At 70.5% G+C, this 17,907-nt stretch carries 16 protein-coding genes; 7 read left to right on the forward strand and 9 right to left on the reverse strand.

Annotated elements, in window-relative coordinates; translation table 11 throughout:
* The first annotated feature begins 30 nt into the window (after positions 1–30).
* Entirely contained in the window at positions 31–1,590 is a 1,560-nt protein-coding gene (locus tag BIV24_RS09860; protein ID WP_071365846.1) for a sodium:solute symporter, read from the forward strand.
* The gene (locus BIV24_RS09865) at positions 1,587–2,873 is read left to right on the forward strand and encodes an anhydro-N-acetylmuramic acid kinase (protein WP_281247720.1); all 1,287 of its coding nucleotides are present in this window, start codon (positions 1,587–1,589) and stop codon (positions 2,871–2,873) included. The genes BIV24_RS09860 and BIV24_RS09865 overlap by 4 nt, the downstream gene beginning before the upstream one ends.
* 48 nt (positions 2,874–2,921) lie before the next feature.
* On the opposite strand, the gene BIV24_RS09870 is transcribed toward BIV24_RS09865, so the two are convergent.
* From BIV24_RS09870 to BIV24_RS09880, 3 genes are read right to left on the reverse strand one after another with little or no spacing between them, the layout of a single operon-like run.
* Entirely contained in the window at positions 2,922–3,623 is a 702-nt protein-coding gene (locus BIV24_RS09870) for an endonuclease V (RefSeq protein WP_071365848.1), read from the reverse strand.
* Positions 3,624–3,657: 34 nt separating this feature from the next.
* Entirely contained in the window at positions 3,658–3,981 is a 324-nt protein-coding gene (locus BIV24_RS09875; RefSeq protein ID WP_071365849.1) for a plasmid stabilization protein, read from the reverse strand.
* 56 nt (positions 3,982–4,037) lie between these two features.
* The gene (locus tag BIV24_RS09880; protein WP_425442553.1) at positions 4,038–5,132 is read right to left on the reverse strand and encodes a WD40/YVTN/BNR-like repeat-containing protein; all 1,095 of its coding nucleotides are present in this window, start codon (positions 5,130–5,132) and stop codon (positions 4,038–4,040) included.
* A gap of 277 nt (positions 5,133–5,409) precedes the next feature.
* Between BIV24_RS09880 and ssgD the strand changes: the two genes are divergently transcribed.
* The 4 genes from ssgD (at position 5,410) to BIV24_RS09900 (ending at position 9,910) form a co-directional block, all read left to right on the forward strand.
* On the forward strand, positions 5,410–5,826 hold the full coding sequence (ssgD, locus tag BIV24_RS09885) for a spore wall synthesis regulator SsgD (protein ID WP_071365851.1): 417 nt from the start codon (positions 5,410–5,412) through the stop codon (positions 5,824–5,826).
* 354 nt (positions 5,827–6,180) lie between these two features.
* Positions 6,181–7,830, forward strand: a complete 1,650-nt coding sequence (locus tag BIV24_RS09890) for an ABC-F family ATP-binding cassette domain-containing protein (RefSeq protein WP_245766732.1) — start codon at positions 6,181–6,183, stop codon at positions 7,828–7,830.
* A 131-nt stretch (positions 7,831–7,961) separates the two neighbouring features.
* Entirely contained in the window at positions 7,962–8,738 is a 777-nt protein-coding gene (ddaH, locus tag BIV24_RS09895) for a dimethylargininase (RefSeq protein ID WP_071365853.1), read from the forward strand.
* Between the two features lie 203 nt (positions 8,739–8,941).
* On the forward strand, positions 8,942–9,910 hold the full coding sequence (locus tag BIV24_RS09900) for an acyl-ACP desaturase (protein ID WP_071365854.1): 969 nt from the start codon (positions 8,942–8,944) through the stop codon (positions 9,908–9,910).
* A gap of 427 nt (positions 9,911–10,337) precedes the next feature.
* Here BIV24_RS09900 and BIV24_RS09905 read toward each other — a convergent pair whose 3' ends face one another.
* Complete coding sequence (locus BIV24_RS09905; protein ID WP_071365855.1) at positions 10,338–10,553, reverse strand: hypothetical protein; 216 nt, start codon at positions 10,551–10,553, stop codon at positions 10,338–10,340.
* A 205-nt stretch (positions 10,554–10,758) separates the two neighbouring features.
* Positions 10,759–11,010 carry a WhiB family transcriptional regulator gene (locus BIV24_RS09910; protein ID WP_071365907.1) on the reverse strand — a complete coding sequence of 84 codons (252 nt, stop codon included), beginning with the start codon at positions 11,008–11,010 and terminating at the stop codon, positions 10,759–10,761.
* Positions 11,011–11,305: 295 nt separating this feature from the next.
* On the opposite strand from BIV24_RS09910, the gene BIV24_RS09915 reads away from it, so the two are divergent.
* Entirely contained in the window at positions 11,306–12,091 is a 786-nt protein-coding gene (locus tag BIV24_RS09915; RefSeq protein WP_071365856.1) for a VOC family protein, read from the forward strand.
* Between the two features lie 111 nt (positions 12,092–12,202).
* Here the strand turns inward: BIV24_RS09915 and BIV24_RS09920 are convergent, their stop codons facing one another.
* The 4 genes from BIV24_RS09920 to BIV24_RS09935 all read right to left on the reverse strand — a co-directional run bounded on the left by BIV24_RS09920 (position 12,203) and on the right by BIV24_RS09935 (position 17,796).
* Positions 12,203–13,300, reverse strand: coding sequence for a multicopper oxidase domain-containing protein (locus BIV24_RS09920; RefSeq protein WP_079168127.1), 1,098 nt, complete (start codon positions 13,298–13,300; stop codon positions 12,203–12,205).
* A gap of 308 nt (positions 13,301–13,608) precedes the next feature.
* Positions 13,609–14,004, reverse strand: a complete 396-nt coding sequence (locus BIV24_RS09925) for a hypothetical protein (protein ID WP_143064582.1) — start codon at positions 14,002–14,004, stop codon at positions 13,609–13,611.
* Positions 14,005–14,099: 95 nt separating this feature from the next.
* On the reverse strand, positions 14,100–16,793 hold the full coding sequence (locus BIV24_RS09930) for an ATP-binding protein (protein WP_071365858.1): 2,694 nt from the start codon (positions 16,791–16,793) through the stop codon (positions 14,100–14,102).
* A 388-nt stretch (positions 16,794–17,181) separates the two neighbouring features.
* Positions 17,182–17,796 carry a TetR/AcrR family transcriptional regulator gene (locus tag BIV24_RS09935; RefSeq protein WP_071365859.1) on the reverse strand — a complete coding sequence of 205 codons (615 nt, stop codon included), beginning with the start codon at positions 17,794–17,796 and terminating at the stop codon, positions 17,182–17,184.
* Between the last annotated feature and the right edge of the window lie 111 nt (positions 17,797–17,907).

Consider the following 17,907-nt stretch of genomic DNA (forward strand, 5'->3'; position numbering starts at 1 on the left):
CGCCGACGCCCTTCTCACAGGAGCAAGCCCGTGCGTCACCTCGACCTCGTAGTGGTCATCGCCTACCTGATCGCGATCGCCTGGATCGGCCTCCGCATGTCCGGGCGGCAGAAATCCGCCAGGGAGTACTTCGTCGGCGAAGGGCAGATGCCCTGGTGGACGGTGTGCTTCTCGGTCGTGGCCACGGAGACCAGCGTCCTCACCGTGATCAGCGTCCCCGGTGGCGCCTACGGCACCCAGGCCTTCGGCAACGTCGAACTCGCGCTGGGCTATGTGATCGGGCGCGTGGTCGTCGCCACCGTGCTCATCCCGCTCTACAAGCGAGGCGGCTTCGTCAGCGCCTACGAATATCTCGGGGACCGCTTCGGGCTTCGGCTGCAGGGCCTGGCCTCGATCACGTTCGTGGTCACCCGGCTGCTCGCGGAGGGCGTGCGTCTGTTCGCCTCCGCCATCCCGATCAAGCTGCTGCTGGACGAGCTGGGCGTGAACACGGGCTACCGGACCATCATCGTCCTGCTCACCGCCATCACCGTCGTCTACACCTACCTCGGCGGCATCAAGGCGGTCATCTGGACCGACGCCATCCAGATGCTGCTGTACCTCGGCGGCGCGGTCCTGGCGATCGCGGTGCTCTCCGGCCACGTCGGCACGCACGGCTTCAGCGAGGCGCTGCACAGCGGGCACTTCAAGGTGTTCGACACCGACTTCTCCCTCAGCCACATCCTGACCAGCACCTTCGCGCTGCCCACCGCGATTTTCGGCGGCGCCGTCTTCGCCATGGCCAGCCATGGCTCGGACCAGCTGATCGTCCAGCGCATCCTGTCCACCCGCGACCTGCGCGACAGCCAGAAGGCGATGATCGGCTCGGGCATCTTCATCACCGTCCAGTTCGCCGCGTTCTCCCTCGTCGGCGCCCTGCTGTGGTCCTACAACAACGGACGGTCCTTCACCGACCTCGGCCTGAAGAGCTCGGACGACCTCTACCCGCACTTCATCCTGCACAGCCTCCCCGTCGGCATCTCGGGCCTGCTGGTGGCCGGGATTTTGGGCGCGGCCATGGGCTCGCTGTCCTCGGCGCTCAACTCGATGTCCAATTCCACCGTTTCGGACCTGATCCGCAGCTTCTTCCACCGCACGCCCTCCGAGGAGACCATGCTGAAGCTGGCACGGGTGATGACCCTGGTGTGGGCCGTGCTGATGGCGGTCTTCGCCTGTGCCTTCAGCACCAGCACCGGCAATGTCTACCTCACCGGCCTGGCCATCGCCGGCTACACCTACGGGGCTCTGCTCGGCGCCTTCCTGCTCGGCCGCCTGGTCAAGCGGGCCAATGAAGTCGACTCCCTGGTGGCCTTCGTGGTGACGGTGGCGGTGATGACGTACATCGTGCGCGGCGTCAAGATCGACACCGTGGTCGCGGGAGCCACCGTGCCCGCCGCCATCGCGGCACAGTGGCTGGTGCCGATCGGCGTCGTCCTCACCCTGGTCGTGGGCGGCGTGATGAGCCTCTTCCACCGCCCGCCGACCTCCGCCGGCCCGTCCGGGACGGACATGGCCGATGCGGCGAAGACCCCGAGCACCCCGGCCGGCTGAGCACACCCCCCAGGGGCGGCTCTTCAAGGCTCTTCGCGCAGGAGCCGCCCCCGCCGAGGCGAAGCCCTCACCCACACGAACCACCCCAGGGAGACACCATGCGCGTGATCGGCCTGATGTCCGGCACGTCCTACGACGCCATCGAGGCCGCGGCGGCCGATCTGACCCTGGAGGGCGACACCCTGGTACTGCGCCCGCTCGGCGCCCTCAGCCTCCCCTACCCCGAGGAACTGCGCGGGTGCATAGAAGCCGTGCTGCCGCCCGCCGCCACCACTGCCGAGGCCGTCTGCCGCCTGGACACCGGCATCGGCCAGGCCTTCGCCGAAGCCGCCGTACGAGCCGACGGCGAACTGTGCTCGGGCACCGCCGACCTGGTGGTCTCGCACGGCCAGACCGTCCACCACTGGGTCGAGGACGGGGCGGTCCGCGGCACCCTCCAACTCGGGCAGCCCGCCTGGATCGCCGAGGCGACCGGGCTCCCCGTCGTCTCCGACCTGCGCAGCCGCGACGTCGCCGCGGGTGGCCAGGGTGCTCCCCTGGTGAGCATCGTCGACACGCTGCTGCTGCGCGCCCGACCGGGTGTGAGCGCTGCCCTCAATCTGGGCGGCATCGCCAATGTGACCGTGGTGGCCCCGGGCGCCGACCCGGTCGCCTTCGACACCGGCCCCGCCAACGCGTTGATCGACGCCGCTGTACGGCACTTCACCCAGGGCGCCCGCGACTACGACGCGGACGGCCGCGGTGCCGCCCGCGGCCGAGTCCGTCCCGGCCTGCTGGCACGGCTGCTGGACGAGCCGTACTACCGGCGTCCCGCCCCGAAGACCACCGGCAAGGAACTGTTCCACCTCGCCTATCTGAAGGACGCGCTCGCCGCGCAGCCCGTCCCCGAACCCGACGACGTGCTGGCCACGTTGACCAGGCTCACCGCGGTGACCGTCGCCGACGCCTGCCGGGCTCACGACGTCACCGAACTCGTCGTCTCCGGCGGCGGCGCCCGCAACCCGGTGCTGATGCGGATGCTCGGCGAGGAACTGGCCGACGTACGGCTGCTGCCGAGCGACAGCCTGGGCCTGCCCTCCACCGCGAAGGAGGCGCTCGCATTCGCGGTTCTGGGGTTCTTGACCGTGCACGGCCTGCCCGCCACGGTGCCCTCGTGCACCGGAGCCCGGCACCCCTCCCTGCTCGGCAGCATCACGCCGGGCCGTACGCCGCTACGCCTCCCGGAACCCGCCGCCGTCCCGCCACGGCGGCTGCGGATCAGCGACGCCACGCGCCGACCGTGATGAGCCCCGGCCTGTCAACGCGACGACGCGCCACACCCGTACGGGAACTCAGTTACCCGCTCGCCCGACGGCCTCCGCGAGGGCCCGTCGGCACAAGGCGTCGGCACGCCGCGTGGACTCCGGGATGCGGTACCTCGGGGCGAGCGCGAGGACGTGGGCGCAGGCGTTGTCGAGACCGGCCCGGTGTCCCACGGAGACGAACACCGGCTTGATGCCTGCCTGTGTGCGCACGGCTCGGCCGACCTCTTCCGCGCCCGCGAGGAGGGGGGCTGTGCTTCCGCGTGAAGCGCCCGGCTCCGCGTAGGTGAAGGTGAACGGGTTCTTGGCCACGCCGATCGTGGGCAGCCCGGTGAGGACACCGAGGTGGCTCGCCAGCCCGAAGCGGCGCGGGTGGGCGAGACCGTAGCCGTCGCAGACGACCAGACCCGGGTCGACGGAGAGGGCGTCCAGGGCGGCCACCACGGTGGGGATCTCCCGGAAGGCGAGCAGGCCGGGGACGTAAGGGAAGGACACCTCGCCGACGGCGGTGGCCTCGGCGACCACGGCGAGCGAGGCCGCGTCCAGGACCACGGCCGCCGCCGCGACGACGCCGCGCTCATCGTCGTAGGCGACGTCGACCCCTGTCACCCGGCCGGTCCCGGGCGGCGGACCGGGCTCGTCGAGGACCACCCGGCCGCGCAGTTCGTCCTGCACGGCACGGGCCTCTTCTTCGGTCGCGGGCCAGCCCGCGGGTATGCGTACGGTCGTCATGATGGTGTCGAGCGTACGGCCCCGCGGCCTGCCCTCACTTGCCCAGGGCGCGCTTCAGCTCGCTCTTGTTCATGTCCGAACGGCCATGGATGTTGCGCCGCTTGGCCTCCTCGTACAACTGGTCGTAGGTGGGCCCCTGGGAGCCCTGGCCCGAACGCAGTCCGCCGCGCCTGCCGGACGAGATGTCCTGGGTGGACGTACGGCTCGCGGTCTTCGACTCGCCGGCGCGGGCACGCTCCTTGTTCACGGTCCGCGCCGCGATCTCCTCGGCGCGCTCCCTGCTGTCCCCGCGGTCGAGCGCGCTCTGCTTGATGTGCTCGTACTGACGCTCGCGCTTGGGGCTGGAGCCGCGTGGCATGACCGGTCACTTCCTTTCGGGGGCGGATCACCCACGAGTACCCGCTCTCACCCAGATCACCGTCTGGGCTCGAGCCGCGCCACCCGCCCCTTCTCACCGGAGGCCCAGCAGCCTCGATCCGGGGCGCAGTCCACGGTGTCGTAGGAGCCCGTGTCGACGGTCGTCCAGGTGCGGCCGCCGTCCGTGGTGAGGTCGGTGCCGGTCGGGCCGACGGCGAGCGCGTCCGTGCGGCTGTGCGGGAGCCAGGTGACGCCGGATCGGTAGGCGGGCGGGGGCTCGGCGGCGGACGTCCACGAGCGGCCTCCGTCCCCGCTCACCGCCGCCGCCCGCGGGGATGGTTGGTCCGCGCGGTAGTCGCCGCCGACCGCGATGCCGTGCGTTCGGTCGCGGAAGGCGAGCGCGAAGACTCCGCGCGCCGGATCGGCCGCCGGGAGCGGCGTGTCGGCGGCGGTCCACGTCAGTCCGCGGTCGGCGGAGTGCAGCACGCGCGCGTGTGCGGCGCCGCCCGTCGCGAGCCACGCATCGTGCGGTCCCGAGGCGACCAGGCACTGGCCGCCGGCCGCGAACGCGGCCTCGCCGTCCTGCGCGGCGGGCATTCCGGCGCTGGGCAGGACCGTCCAGGAGCGGCCGCCGTCGCTGGTGGACAGCAGGCGGAACTTTCCGTCGACCGGGTCGCCCATGGCGAGGCCGTGGCGGCGGTCGAAGAAGGTGAGGCAGTCGTAGAAGGCCCGGTCATCGGTGTTGCGGAACGCCTCGGACCAGGTCGCGCCGCCGTCGTCGGTTCGGAAGACCCGGGAGGCCTCGCCCTCGCCGATGGCCAGGACCACCGCGTGCCGGGCGTCGAACGCCTCGATGTCACGGAACTCCAGGTCCGCGGCGCCCGACGGGGAGACGTTGCGCCAGTGCGTGCCGCCGTCCGTGGTGCGCAGCACGGTGCCCTTGGATCCCGCCAGCCAGGCGGTGTCCCGGCTGACCGCGGACAGACCGCGGAAGCGTGCGTCCGTGCCGCTGTCCGTGAGCTGCCAGTGCGGTGCCGGCCGCTGCGCCCCGTGCGCCTGCGCGGGCACCACCGTCAGCGCGGCAAGCGCCGCCGCACACAGCCCCACGGCCACCGTCCGGCCCGTACGTCTCGTCTTCCCCATGCTCGTCATGGCGCGCGAAGCTAGCCCACTAGCCCGGTGCCGTCCAGAGGGCGGGCGGGAACCCCACGCCCGCGCCGGGTGTCCCCGCCGGTGAGAGGGCGGGGCGCGGAAGCCGAGCACCGGAACGCCTCAGTGGCATCGACTCGATGACCGAGGAAACGCGCATCGAAGCGGTGACCGAGGTCACTCGAACGTGAGGTGCACGGAACGACAGGTTCCCTCGTCTCTTCAAGTGCCTGTCCTCATCCGTCCGGAGTCCGTCCAGCCGTCACAAGGGAGCAAGGCGTTGTCCTTCGTCATCGAGCAGCCCGTGGAGGCCCGTCTCGTCGCCGCCGCGCCGCGGATGCCGACCATTCCGGCCACGCTCCACTACGACCGGCGCGACCCGTTCGCCGTCCGTATGACGTTCCCGGCCCAGGCCACCCTGGAGGGCGTGGAGGTCTGCTGGACCTTCGCCCGCGAGCTCCTGAGCGCGGGCCTGGAGGGCCCGGAGGGCCACGGCGACGTCCGGGTGCGGCCGTACGGTTACGACCGCACCGTCCTGGAGTTCCACGCCGCCGAGGGCACCGCCGTGGTGCACATCCGCTCGGGCGAGGTCCGGACCTTCCTGCAGCGGACCACGGAGCTGGTGCCGGTCGGCCTGGAGCATCTGCAGGTGGACCTGGACCGCGACCTCGCGGAGCTGATGCGGGACGCGTGCTGAACACGTCCCGCGCAAGCGGCCGTTCGGTGGGCGCGGGAATCGGGGTAGCCGTCCATGTCGGTGATCCGGAGCTTCGTGGTGCCCCAGGCCGGCGGTGGAGGAGCGGTAGCGGACGCGCCCCGCGTTAATCCGTTGACACCCCCTGTGCCCGCTCCTACGGTGTACATCGGTTCTGTTGCCGTCGATCGGAGAAGGACGTTGCTCGTCTGAGGTCTTGAGACACCGCGTCACACAGCGCTGTCCGCGTCTGTGTGCGTCGCGTGCGACCTCGGCGTACGAGCCGTCCTCCGGTGCAGGGCCCGTTCCCTGTTCGCGGACCGTCGCTCCCAATGCGGTGTCTCTCACGCGTTGCCCATGCCCATTTCAAGCAACCGCGAGGCCCGCATGTCACACACCCCCTCCATCACCTGTACGTCCCTGGCCTTCTCCTGGCCCGACGGCACCGCCGTCTTCGACGACCTTCAGATCACGTTCGCCTCCGCCAGGACGGGGCTCGTCGGCGTCAACGGATCGGGAAAGTCCACCCTGTTGAAGCTGATCGCCGGTGAGCTCACCCCGTCCGGCGGCACCGTGCGTGTCGCCGGCGAGGTCGGCTACCTCCCGCAGAACGTCACGCTCGACACCGCGCTGCGGGTCGACGAGGCGCTCGGCATCGCGGTGACGCGCGCCGCCCTGCACGCCATCGAGGCGGGCGATGCGGCCGAGGAGCACTTCGCGACCGTCGGTGACGACTGGGACGTGGAAGAGCGTGCCGAGGCGGTGCTCGGCGAACTCGGGCTCGCTCACATCGGGTTGGACCGCACCATCGGCGAGATCTCCGGCGGCGAGTCCGTCCTGCTGAGGGTTGCCGCGCTGCTGCTGCGCCGCCCCGATGTACTGCTGCTCGACGAACCCACCAACAACCTCGACCTGTACGCGCGCCGACGGCTGTACGCGGCGATCGAGGCATGGTCGGGGGTCATGGTCGTGGTCAGTCACGACCGTGAACTGCTCGATCTGGTCGACCAGATCGCGGATCTGCGCTCGGGAGAGGTGAGCTGGTTCGGCGGCAACTTCTCGGAGTACGAGGAAGCGCTGGCCGTCGAGCAGGAGGCGGCGGAACGCATGGTGCGCGTCGCCGAGGCCGACCTGCGCAAGCAGAAGCGCGAACTGGCGGACGCTCAGGTCAAGTTGGCCCGTCGCAAGCGGTACGGCCAGAAGATGTGGGACAGCAAGCGCGAGCCGAAGATCGTCATGGGGGCGCGCAAGCGGGCGGCACAGGAGTCCGCGGGCAAGCACCGCATCATGCACGAGGAGAGGCTCACCGAGGCCAGGGAACGACTCGACGAAGCGGCCTTGGCGGTACGGGACGACGACGAGATCCGTGTCGACCTGCCGTACACGGAAGTGCCGCCGGGGCGGGACGTCCTGACGCTCCGGGACCTGGAGCTGATGTACGGCGCACGCATCGAAGGCGGCCTCGATCTGCACGGTCCGGAGCGGATCGCGCTGATCGGACGCAACGGCGCGGGCAAGACCACCCTGCTGCGTACGATCGCGGGCGAACTGGAGCCGGTGTCGGGCGAGGTGAGCGCACACGTGCCACTGCGCTTCCTGCCTCAGCGGCTGGACGTCCTCGACGACGCGTTGACGGTCGCGGAGAACGTGGCCCGGTTCGCTCCGGGCGCCACCAACAACCGGATCCGGGCGCGCCTGGCCCGCTTCCTGTTCCGCGGCGCACGGGCCGACCAGCCGGCCGGGACCCTCTCGGGTGGTGAGCGCTTCCGCGCCGCCCTGGCCGCGTTGATGCTCGCCGAGCCTGCACCGCAACTGCTGATGCTCGACGAGCCGACGAACAACCTCGACATGGCGAGCGTGCGGCAGCTCACCACGGCCCTGGAGTCGTACGAGGGGGCGCTGATCGTGGCAAGCCACGACGTGCCGTTCCTTGAGTCGATCGGGATCACGCGCCGGCTGCTGCTCGACGGGGAGTTGAAAGAGACATCTTGGGAGGCCGTCGGGTAACTCTCCCTCGTCGCCGCCGCGTTACGCCGTCGCGCCTGCGGGACACTCCAGGCCGGGCCCGGGACTTTGCCCCCGTGGCCCGGCCCTGCATGATGGCGGGCGACACCATCAGCCGAGACGGAGTTCCGCACGTGCCCAGCAAGAAGGCCCTCATCCGCCGCCCTGGTCCACGCCTCGCCGAGGGGCTGGTGACCCACATCGAGCGGGAGAGCGTCGACGTCGATCTCGCACTCGAGCAGTGGGAGGCGTACGCGGAGGCCCTGCGTACACACGGCTGGGAGACGATCGAGGTGGCCCCGGCAGGCAACTGCCCCGACTCGGTGTTCGTCGAGGACACGGTCGTGATGTACCGGAACGTCGCGCTGATCACGCGGCCGGGCGCCGCAACCCGGCGCGGCGAGACCAATGGCGTCGAGGAGGCCGTGGCCCGGCTCGGCTGTTCGGTGAACTGGATCTGGGAGCCGGGCACCCTCGACGGCGGCGACATCCTGAAGATCGACGACACGATCTACGTCGGCCGCAGCGGGCGCACCAACACGGCCGCCATCCAGCAACTGCGGGCGGTGTTCGAGCCGTTGGGCGCCCGCGTGGTCTCCGTCCCCGTCACCCGGGTGCTGCACCTGAAGTCGGCGGTCACCGCGCTGCCCGACGGCACGTTCATCGGCCATGTGCCATTGATGGACAAGCCGTCGCTGTTCCCGCGCTTCCTTCCGGTACCGGAGGCGTCCGGCTCGCACGTCGTACTGCTCGGCGGTGGCAAGCTGCTCATGGCCGCCAGTGCCCCGAGGACGGCGGAGTTGCTGGCGGACCTCGGATACGAAACGGTCCTGGTGGACATCAGCGAGTTCGAGAAGCTCGAGGGCTGCGTGACGTGCCTTTCGGTGCGAGTGCGGGAGTTGTACGCCTGACCGGCTGATCCGGCCGCCTCGCCCCGTAGACGTGAGGTCCGCAGGTCACAGGCAGGCCATCCGCCCCCCTGCCTCCCTGCCCTGATCAGCGATCTTTACAGCGCGCTTAACCTACGGAATCGTAACCTACGGATTCGTAGCCTACGATGCCGTAGGTTCCGGCACCGCTCGCCGGATTGTTCAGCGTCCCCCTGGAGTTCCCTGTGACCATCACCTCTCCCCACCTCGGCAGCCCCTCCGTCTGGACCGACGCGCGGCTGCTGTACGCGCTGGAGGAAGTGGTCGAGAAGGAGTTGAACCGGCATCTGAAGGTCGCCAAGGACTGGATGCCGCACGAGTACGTGCCCTGGGGCGACGGCCGCAACTTCCCCGGCTTCTTCGAGGACGGCGTGGCCTGGGAGAAGGAGCAGTCCAAGGTCACCGAGATCGGCCGGACCGCGCTGGTGGTGAACCTGCTGACGGAGGACAACCTCCCGAGCTACCACCACGAGATCGCCGCGCTCTTCGGCCGTGACGGCGCCTGGGGCACCTGGGTGCACCGGTGGACCGCCGAGGAGGCCCGCCACGGCATCGTCATGCGCGACTACCTCCTCGCCTCGCGCGCGGTCGACCCCGACAAGCTGGAACAGTTCCGCATGGCGCACATGAACGAGGGCTTCGAGTCGGACAACCGGCACTCGATGCTGCGCACGGTCGCCTACGTCGCCTTCCAGGAACTGGCCACCCGCATCTCGCACCGCAACGCCGGCCACCAGTCCGGCGACCCGGTCTGCGACCGGATGCTGGCCCGCATCGCGACGGACGAGAACCTGCACATGGTCTTCTACCGGAACCTGCTCAACGCCGCGTTCGAGATCGCGCCGGACCTGACCATGCAGGCGGTCCGGGACGTCGTGGTGGACTTCCGTATGCCCGGTCACGGCATCCCCGGCTTCGAGCGCGCCGCCGTGCAGATGGCGGTCGGCGAGGTCTACAACCTGCGCATCCACCACGACGACGTGCTCCAGCCGGTGCTCCGCTTCCTCAAGGTCATGGAGATGGACGGACTCGGTCCCGACGGCCGCCGGGCACAGGAGGAGCTGGGCATGTACATGGGCGGACTGGACGCGGAGGCCGCGAAGTTCGACGAGAAGCTGGCGACCCGCAAGGCGCGGATGGCGGCACGGGCCTAACGGGAGGCCCTCGAGCGGCGGACCCCAGCGCGGGCGATTCCCCATCGCCGCACCCTGAACGGCCCCGAGTACCTCCCGGCACGAGAGGCCGCGCCCTGGTGCTGTGAACCGGAAGGGTTCACCGGCTCGCGACGCCCGGCACGGCTCCCCCACGCTCGGCTTCTCCCCCACTCTCGGCTCCGCTCGAGCGGGGGGACCCCCAGCGCGGGAGGGGCCCCCACCGCCGCGTTGTCGCATCACCCGAGTACATCCAGTACGCGGGTGATGTGCTCCGCCTTGCGATGCTCCCCCACTGCCTGAAGGGCGTGGGAGGTGCCCCCAGCACCGGACGCCGCGAGCTTCCCGACCTTCCCGGTCACAGCACCAGCCGGCGCGTGCCCGCGCGCGTCGCGGGCACGCGTAATCGCCGCGCGCCACTGCCGTGCTCCTATACGGCCTCGTAGTGGTGCGCGTCCGCGCCACGCCACTTCACCCACGCCGGATCGTTCAGGAGGTCCTCGGCGTCGGGCAGACCGGCCCGGCCGAGGAACTCGATCACGTCCTCGTCGGAGAACGCCAGCCCCAGGCTCTCCCCGCGCGTCGTGACTCGCCGACCGCCGGTGCCCGACGGCGGATGAACGATGACAGGTGCCCGTCCGGACATGTCTCCAGCATCGTCCCCCGTGCCCGACCCCGCATCCGGGCGGCCGGCCCGCACTCCCCGTCCGGACGGACGCGCCGCCGCACTCGCCGCCGCACCGGGCCGCCGACCATACGGTCGAGGCGGGCGGCCTCTCACCCGCCCCGGACGACCGGATCCCGCCGTGTTCTCACACCGCGCCGCACGGGCTCAGGCACCGCTCGCGATCTCACCAGTTCTCCTCGGCCCGCCGCAGTTGCATCCTTTCCTTCTCCGACAGCCCTCCCCAGACGCCGAAGCGTTCGTCGTGGATGAGCGCGTACTCGAGACACGTGGAGCGGATCGCGCACAACCCGCAGATACGCTTCGCCTCCCGCACCGAGCTGCCCGGCTCGGGAAAGAAGAAGTCGGCCCCCGTCTGCGCACACAGCGCCTGCTCCTGCCAGGCGATGTCGGTCGCAGTGATCGCTTCGATGTGCATGGCCGAGAGCATGCCGGGCGGCGAAAAACGTTCGATCAACGCGGGATCAACGGCTCGCTGCGTGAGCCCCGCCCTCGGCCCTCGATGATGTCCCGCCGCACGGCGCGGTGCACGACGGCGCGCGGAGAAATCGGCCGCGGAGACCACGGCGGAAGCGGGCGCCGCCTGTCATCGGTCGTCCGGTGACCCCGTCGTATCACTCCGGCCGATCCCGTCGTGTCACTCCGGCGCGATGGTCAGTGGGCGGTGGAAGACTCGGCCATGGGGGCAATGGAAGCTCTCGAAGGGGACAGTCATGCTCACCACCCGTTATGTCAACGGCGCCCCGAACTGGCTGGATGTTGCCACCTCCGACCTCGACGGCGCCATCTCCTTCTACGACAGCCTCTTCGGCTGGCAGTTCCAGTCGGCGGGACCGGAGGCGGGGGGCTACGGCTTCTTCCAGCTCTCGGGCAGGACCACCGCCGGGTGTATGCAGGCCACCCCGGAGCAGGGGCCGCCTTCCTGGACCGTCTATTTCCAGAGTCCGGACGCCGAGGCCACCGCGAGGGCGGCCGAGCAGACAGGCGGCAGCGTGCTCCTCCAGCCCATGGACGTCATGGGGCAGGGGCACATGGCGGTCCTCGCCGACCAGGCGGGCGTGCCCTTCGGCATCTGGCAGCCAGGCCGGACCAAGGGCCTCGACATGGCAGGGGAACCGGGCTCACTGTGCTGGGTCGAGCTGTACACCCCGGACATCGCCCGCGCCGCCGCCTTCTACCACCGGGTGCTCGGCTGGGAGACCGAGGGCGTGCCCGTCCCGGGTGGCACGTACACCTGCATCAATCCCGAGGGGGCCGGCCCGGACGCCATGTTCGGCGGCCTGGTCCCGCTGGCCGTCGATCCCACTAAGGTGCAGTCCGGCGCGCACTGGCTGCCGTACTTCGCGGTCACGGACGCGGACGCCACGGTGAGCAAGGGGCAGGAACTCGGCGGCACGATCGAAATGCCGGCGACGGACATCGAGGGCGTGGGCCGCATCGCCCGGCTCATCGACCCGTACGGAGCACGGTTCGCGGTGCTCAAGAGCGCCCCGCGGTAGCCGCAACAGGGTTGAGGCCCGCCGCCTCCCCGGCGACGGGCGACAACCGGCCCACGGAAGTGCACGGTGCTCGAGCTCGGCGTTCTCCGATGCCGAGATACCCCGTCATGCCTAATCGTCGAGGTCGTACACCCCGTCAAACTCGCCGTACTCGTCATGCCCGTGCGAGTGATGCCGGTGCGAGTGGTGCCGGTGCGAGTGATGCCCGTGCGAGTGATGCCCGTGTGAGTGTGACTCGTCAGACCCGTCCGATTGGTAATTCCTGCTGTGCGCGTGCGCGTTGTGGTGGGGGACCGTCCCGTCCGGCTTCTTCACCAGGAACAGCCCGGCCATCCCCCGGTCGGCGTGTTTCTGCACATGGCAGTGGTACATCCACGCGCCCGCTCCGACCTCCTCGCCCGCGATCACCTGGAAGCCGAAGGCGTCGCCCGGGCCCACGACCTTGTTGTCGATGATCCGGCTCGGGTCGTCCGGTCCGGCGAGCAGTCCCGTGCGGTTCTCCGCCCAGCGGTGACCGTGCATGTGGAAGGTGTGGAAGTGGTCGCCGTGCGTGATCATCACGAACTCGACGCGTTCCCCGACCATCGCCCAGAAGTCGGGCGCGTTGTGTCCCTTGTAATTGTTGATCGTCATGTTGTTGAACACGATCGTGTGCGTCTTGTCGGGGAGGATGTCGCCCTTGCGGCGGACGATCACCGGCCCGTACAAGCCCTTGCGGATACCGCCCGTACCGTGCTCCGTGCCGACGACGTGATCGTGGTAGTGCCAGTAGCCCGCGCTGCCCTCCCGCCAGGAGCCGTCCTTACGGCGGCCCGGAGTGTGCGTGCGCCAGATGTATGTGCGCCTGCCCCCCGGCTTCACGTCGCTCCCGCTCCCCCTCGTCCCGTCACTGGTGATCTCGTAGTCCAGACCGTGCACGTGCAGGCTCGCCGCGACGTCCATGGTGTTCTCGAACTCGATGTGCAGCGTGTCGCCCTCGTTGATCTCGATCAACGGGCCGGGAATGGTGGCCCCGCCCTTCTTGAAGCCGTACCCCATCTGCCCATGGCCGAGATGCTCCGCGTAGAGCTTGATGTGCTTGACCTTGCCACCACCGGGCGCGGTTCTCGCCCGTCTGCCGGTGCCGACGGCTTCCGGGGTCAGGGACAACGTCGTCGCGGCGGCCGCACCGCCCAGCAGCATCCGCCGGTTGAAACTGCGTCGGTCCATGCCGGACTCCCCATCCTGTACGGAACTCACGGAGACGAGCCGCTCGGACGCACATATAGGACGAAAGCGGCACAACAATGATTTTACTGTCAGTACTTCAAAATCTTCGTATTTCAGTCATATCTATCGGCGAGTCGCGTCCGGAAGTACGGCTGCCGTGCGCTGTCACTTCGAGAACCGCGAAACGGGGAGCCCACGTCGGGCGACGCCGCATCAAGAGCGTGCCGGGCAAGGGGGCGAGTGAGGGTGGGCCGTCATCGACCCGTGAGGACAGCCGTCAGCGGCGGACCGCCGGCGTGGGTCGGGCCCTACCTCCGGCGACCCAGTCTGCGTTCGATCGCCGCGCCCGCGTCCCGGCGGGCGGCGGCGAGCGCCTGACCGGCCTCCTCGCTGGAGCCGAGTCCCAGCGCCGCCGCAATCGCCTCCCAGGCAACGCCTCCCGCGAGCAGCGCCTCCACGGCGGCGCCGACGGCGACCACCGACTCGCGGCGGGCTCGGTCGAGTTCGATGAGCGTGCGCAGCAGGTCCGGCGCCGTCGCGGCACCCGCGAGTCCACCCTGGGCCGCATGGCGCGCCTGGTCGGCGGTGACCCACCAGTCGGCGGGGGTGCGCGGGGCACGGGTGGCGAGAGTCCGGTCCACGATGGTGCCGCCTTCCTTCCCGGGTACGCCGCTGGAGCGCTGCGGACCTGTCAGTCTAGACAACTAATTCACATAACCGGACATTTGACCCACTGACCGGACCAGTGCCCGGCTCCGGACCCGGCTCATCCGTCGAACGGCATCCCCGCACGCGGCGGTCAGCGTGACCCGGTAGGGACGGTCGCGCCCAGTACGTCCCGAGCCCGAGCGGCCAACCCGTCCGCCCCGCACGCCTGCGCCAACGTCAGCCCCCGCTTGAGCTCTCCGGCCGACCGCGTGGCGATCCCGTACTCGACGAGGGCCGCCGCGTGCTCGTAGGCACATGGGGAGGCCTCCAGATAGCTCACCGCCTGCGCGTACAGCGAGGCGGCACGCTGGCCGGTCTCCAGGGCGGCGGCGACGCGCAGGGCCTCGCCGATCGCCGTGTCGGTGCCGAACAGCTCGGCCTGGCGGCGGGCGGTCGCGGCCAGTTCGGCGGCGCGGCGGGGGTCGGCGGCGGCCAGTGCACGGGCGAGGGCGCCCGCCCACGGCGCCAGTACCGTGTTGTGGCCGTGTCCGGCGGACGCCTTCTCGGCGGCCTCCAGTTCGTTGATGCCCTCCTCGGTGCGGCCGACCGCGAGGAGCAGCCGTCCTCGGACGCAACGGGTGTCGGGCAGCACGATCGTGGACGGGTACGGCGGGGCGAAGCCGTACTGCTCGGCGATCGACCAGGCCTCCTCGGCGTGCCCGCGGGCGAGCAGGGTGTCGACGAGTCCGCAGGTCGCGGACCAGTACAGGGGCAGTCCCCGGCCGACGCGCTCCGCGAGGCGCAGTGACTCGCGCAGAGAGGTCTCCGCCGACCGCAGGCGACCGCGTCGGCGGTGCCCGAGTCCGACATAGGCGTGCGCGAGGGCGAGATGGCCGCCGCCCCAGCCGGCCGAGTCATAGACGCCCAGAGCCTCCGTGAACAGGCTCTCGGCCCGGTCCAGCCGGTCCGTGTAGACGTACGAACTGCCGAGCATCAGCAGCAGTTCGATGCCCCACTCGGTGTCGGTCCAGCCGAGTCCTGGCGCGAGGCGGCCGTTGACGAGGGCGCGGTCACAGAGTTCCACGACCTCTTCGGCGTTCTCACCGTGGGTCATCGCGTCGAAGCCGCGCAGGATGAGCAGTGCGCGCTCGGAGTTGTCCCGCCCCGTGCAGGTGCGGGCGAGTTCGGTCAGCTCCCGGGAGCGGGTCAGGCTGTGCTCCCCGGCCGCGTGGACGCCCTCCCACATGTGGTGCACGGCCTGCAGGCGCAGGCGGGAGGATCCCGGTTCGAGGCGGGCGGCCTCCGTGTCGACCGTGCGGATGGCCTCCTCCAGCTGGTTGTTGTGCAGCAGGGCCTGGGAGAGGCGGTAGACGGCGTCGACGCGGACTTCACCCTCCAGGCCTGGCATGGCGAGGGCCGCCTGGAGGTAGTCGATGGTGGTGGCCGGTGAGGTCAGCAGCGTGGCGCAGCCGAGTTCGTAGAGCACGTGCGGGTGGACCTCGGGCAGCGGCGGCTCCAGCAAGGCCCGCTCCAGGCAGCGGCGCGCCGCTTCGGGGGCGCCGACGGCGAGGTGTTCGCGGGCGGCCTGGCGCATCTGCTCGACGAGTTCCTCGTCGTCATCCGGATGGACTTCCAGGAGATGCCGGGAGGCTGCCGCGGCACCGAGCCCGCAGTCGGTGACCACCTGCGCGGCGATGCCGTGCATCGCGGTGCGCAGCCCGTCGGGGATCGAGCGGTAGACGGCGCTGGCGATCAGCGGATGCAGGAACTCCAGCTGTCCGTCGTCGGCGTGGCGGTTCGCCGGGGCGGGCTCGGTGAGGATGCGGGCCACGCTGAGGAGTTCGGCGCAGCGGACCGCTTCCTCGTGGCGCAGGGTGGCGAGGCGGGCTACCAGGTCCACGGTGATGCCGGTACCGAGGATGGCCGCGGCCCAGGCGAACCGGGTGGCCTCGATGCCGAGGCTCTCGAGCCGGGCGACGAGGCCGTTGCCGCGGGCGGAGCGGTTCAGGGCTCGTAGGTCGGCGGCCGACGCCTCGACCGGTTCGAGCTGGCTGTCCTGCACCTTGGCGAGGAGTTCGACGGTCTCGTACGGGTTGCCACCGGTGACGGCCCACACCTCCCGGCAGAACGGGTCGTCCGCGTGGGTGCCGACCGTGGCGCGGGTGAGTCCGGCCGTGGCCTCGGGCGTGAGCGCCCTCAGGGAGCCGGCCGGACACAGGGCCGCCGCCGTGATCGTGTCGAGGTGAGGGGCGCTCTCGTCGGCGACGTCACCGGGGCGCAGGGCGACCACGACGAGCACGCGCAGGTCGACGAGTCGCTCGACGAACGCGGCCAGCCAGCGCAGGGTCTCCTGGTCGGCCCAGTGCACGTCGTCGATGAGCAGGACCAGCGGCCACTCCCGCTCGGCGAGCCGTGAGACGGCCACGACCAGACCCTCGCACACGTTCTGCGGGTCGGCCTGCCGCTCACCGGGTTCCGTTATCCCGAGGGCGGGGCCGGCGATGTCGTACCAGTCGCCCAGGTACTCGCGTGCCTCCTCCGGCATCAGGGAGACGAGCGCGGGCTGGAGCACTTGTCGTACGACGTTGAAGGGGACGGATGTGACGGTCTCGCCGCTGCGAGCCGACCAGACCGTGCAGCCGCGCTTCTCCGCGATGCGACGCGTCTCGGTGAGGAGCGCGGTCTTGCCGATGCCGGCCTCCCCCGTGAACATCAGCAGGCTTCCCGCCGCCGAAGGCGAGGAGTCGTCACGCAGGGCGTCAATCGCCTCGGTGACGGCGGCGAGTTCCGCGTCACGTTCCCACAGGGAAGCCGAGGCGACCGCGTCCGGCCGTGCCTCCGTCATCCCGCTCCCTCCCCAGGTCGCCCAAACGACGTACGGACAACGAGCCTAGCCGTCCTCGGGCTCCGGTGGAGACAGGTCGGGACACCTGTTGCCGTGATAGGTGACGCGAGGCGTCCAGGGGCGACGCGGGGCGCCGCCGACCAGCCCCGATGACAGCCGTCGATCGGCAACATCCTTACCTCTGAAGGCTCTTGCCTCTCTTTCACGCATGCCTCGCAACAGCAGTGCATGAGCCGTCGGCACGCGGCACTGAGGTGATGTGACCGGGTGGGGCGCCCCTCCGCTCAAGGGGAACCCCACCCGGCCGGGGGTGCGCGCCGTCCCCGTCCCCACGGTGCGGCGCGAACAGGCCGACGTCCGGTCATCCCGGCGGACGTCGGCCTGGGCTCTATGTCAGTCCGAGCTCCGGAAGCAGCACGGCCTCGACGAAGCGCATGAGGTACTCCTCGTCCGCGTACCGCCCCTCCAGCAGCGGGCGGACGCGCAGCACGCCCAGCAGCTGTGCAGGGACGTACTCCAGTGCCGGATGGCCGGCGGACACCTCCCCGCGTTCCACCCCGCGCCGGATGATCCCCTGCAGCGCCTTGACCTCGGGCTCGACGAGGGCTTCGCGCAGCGCCTGCGCGAGTTCCTGGTCCTGCATCACGGCGTGGCCGAGGGCCTGGAGCAGCTTGGTGTCACGGCGGGACCACTCGGCGGCCTCCCGTGCCGCGGCGCGCAGGTCTCCGGCCAGCGAACCGGTGTCCACGCCCGCCAGCCGCACACTCCGGCTGGACCTCAGGGCGGTGGCCACGAACTGGGGCTTCGTCTTCCACTGCCGGTACAGCGTCGACTTGCTGCACCGGGTGCTGGCGGCGACGCCCTCCATGGTGACGGCCTCATAGCCGTGTTCGCGGATCTGGTCGAGCACGGCGTCGAAGAACTCCTGCTCACGCTCGGGCGTGAGCTTGGAGCGGCGCGCGGCGACAACCGTCTCCGGTGCGTCCGCTGCCTGCGACGTCATGGCTTCGCTCCTCCGTCGTGATCCCGGGCCGGACAGGCCGATTCACACCAGTCTATCGATACACCCCTGTATCGACACGAAAGTGTACCGGTACGCGAGCGTATCGGTACA

The sequence above is a fragment of the Streptomyces colonosanans genome, from assembly GCF_001866645.1.
GTDB lineage: Bacteria > Actinomycetota > Actinomycetes > Streptomycetales > Streptomycetaceae > Streptomyces > Streptomyces colonosanans.

Excerpts from the sequence above, each read along its gene's own strand:
- BIV24_RS09870 (WP_071365848.1), bottom strand. The coding sequence starts at position 3,623 with ATGACGACCGTACGCATACCCGCGGGCTGGCCCGCGACCGAAGAAGAG.
- BIV24_RS09875 (WP_071365849.1), bottom strand. The coding sequence starts at position 3,981 with ATGCCACGCGGCTCCAGCCCCAAGCGCGAGCGTCAGTACGAGCACATC.
- BIV24_RS09880 (WP_425442553.1), bottom strand. The coding sequence starts at position 5,132 with ATGACGAGCATGGGGAAGACGAGACGTACGGGCCGGACGGTGGCCGTG.
- BIV24_RS09890 (WP_245766732.1), top strand. The coding sequence starts at position 6,181 with ATGCCCATTTCAAGCAACCGCGAGGCCCGCATGTCACACACCCCCTCC.
- BIV24_RS09905 (WP_071365855.1), bottom strand. The coding sequence starts at position 10,553 with ATGTCCGGACGGGCACCTGTCATCGTTCATCCGCCGTCGGGCACCGGC.
- BIV24_RS09910 (WP_071365907.1), bottom strand. The coding sequence starts at position 11,010 with ATGCACATCGAAGCGATCACTGCGACCGACATCGCCTGGCAGGAGCAG.
- BIV24_RS09915 (WP_071365856.1), top strand. The coding sequence starts at position 11,306 with ATGCTCACCACCCGTTATGTCAACGGCGCCCCGAACTGGCTGGATGTT.
- BIV24_RS09920 (WP_079168127.1), bottom strand. The coding sequence starts at position 13,300 with ATGGACCGACGCAGTTTCAACCGGCGGATGCTGCTGGGCGGTGCGGCC.
- BIV24_RS09930 (WP_071365858.1), bottom strand. The coding sequence starts at position 16,793 with ATGACGGAGGCACGGCCGGACGCGGTCGCCTCGGCTTCCCTGTGGGAA.
- BIV24_RS09935 (WP_071365859.1), bottom strand. The coding sequence starts at position 17,796 with ATGACGTCGCAGGCAGCGGACGCACCGGAGACGGTTGTCGCCGCGCGC.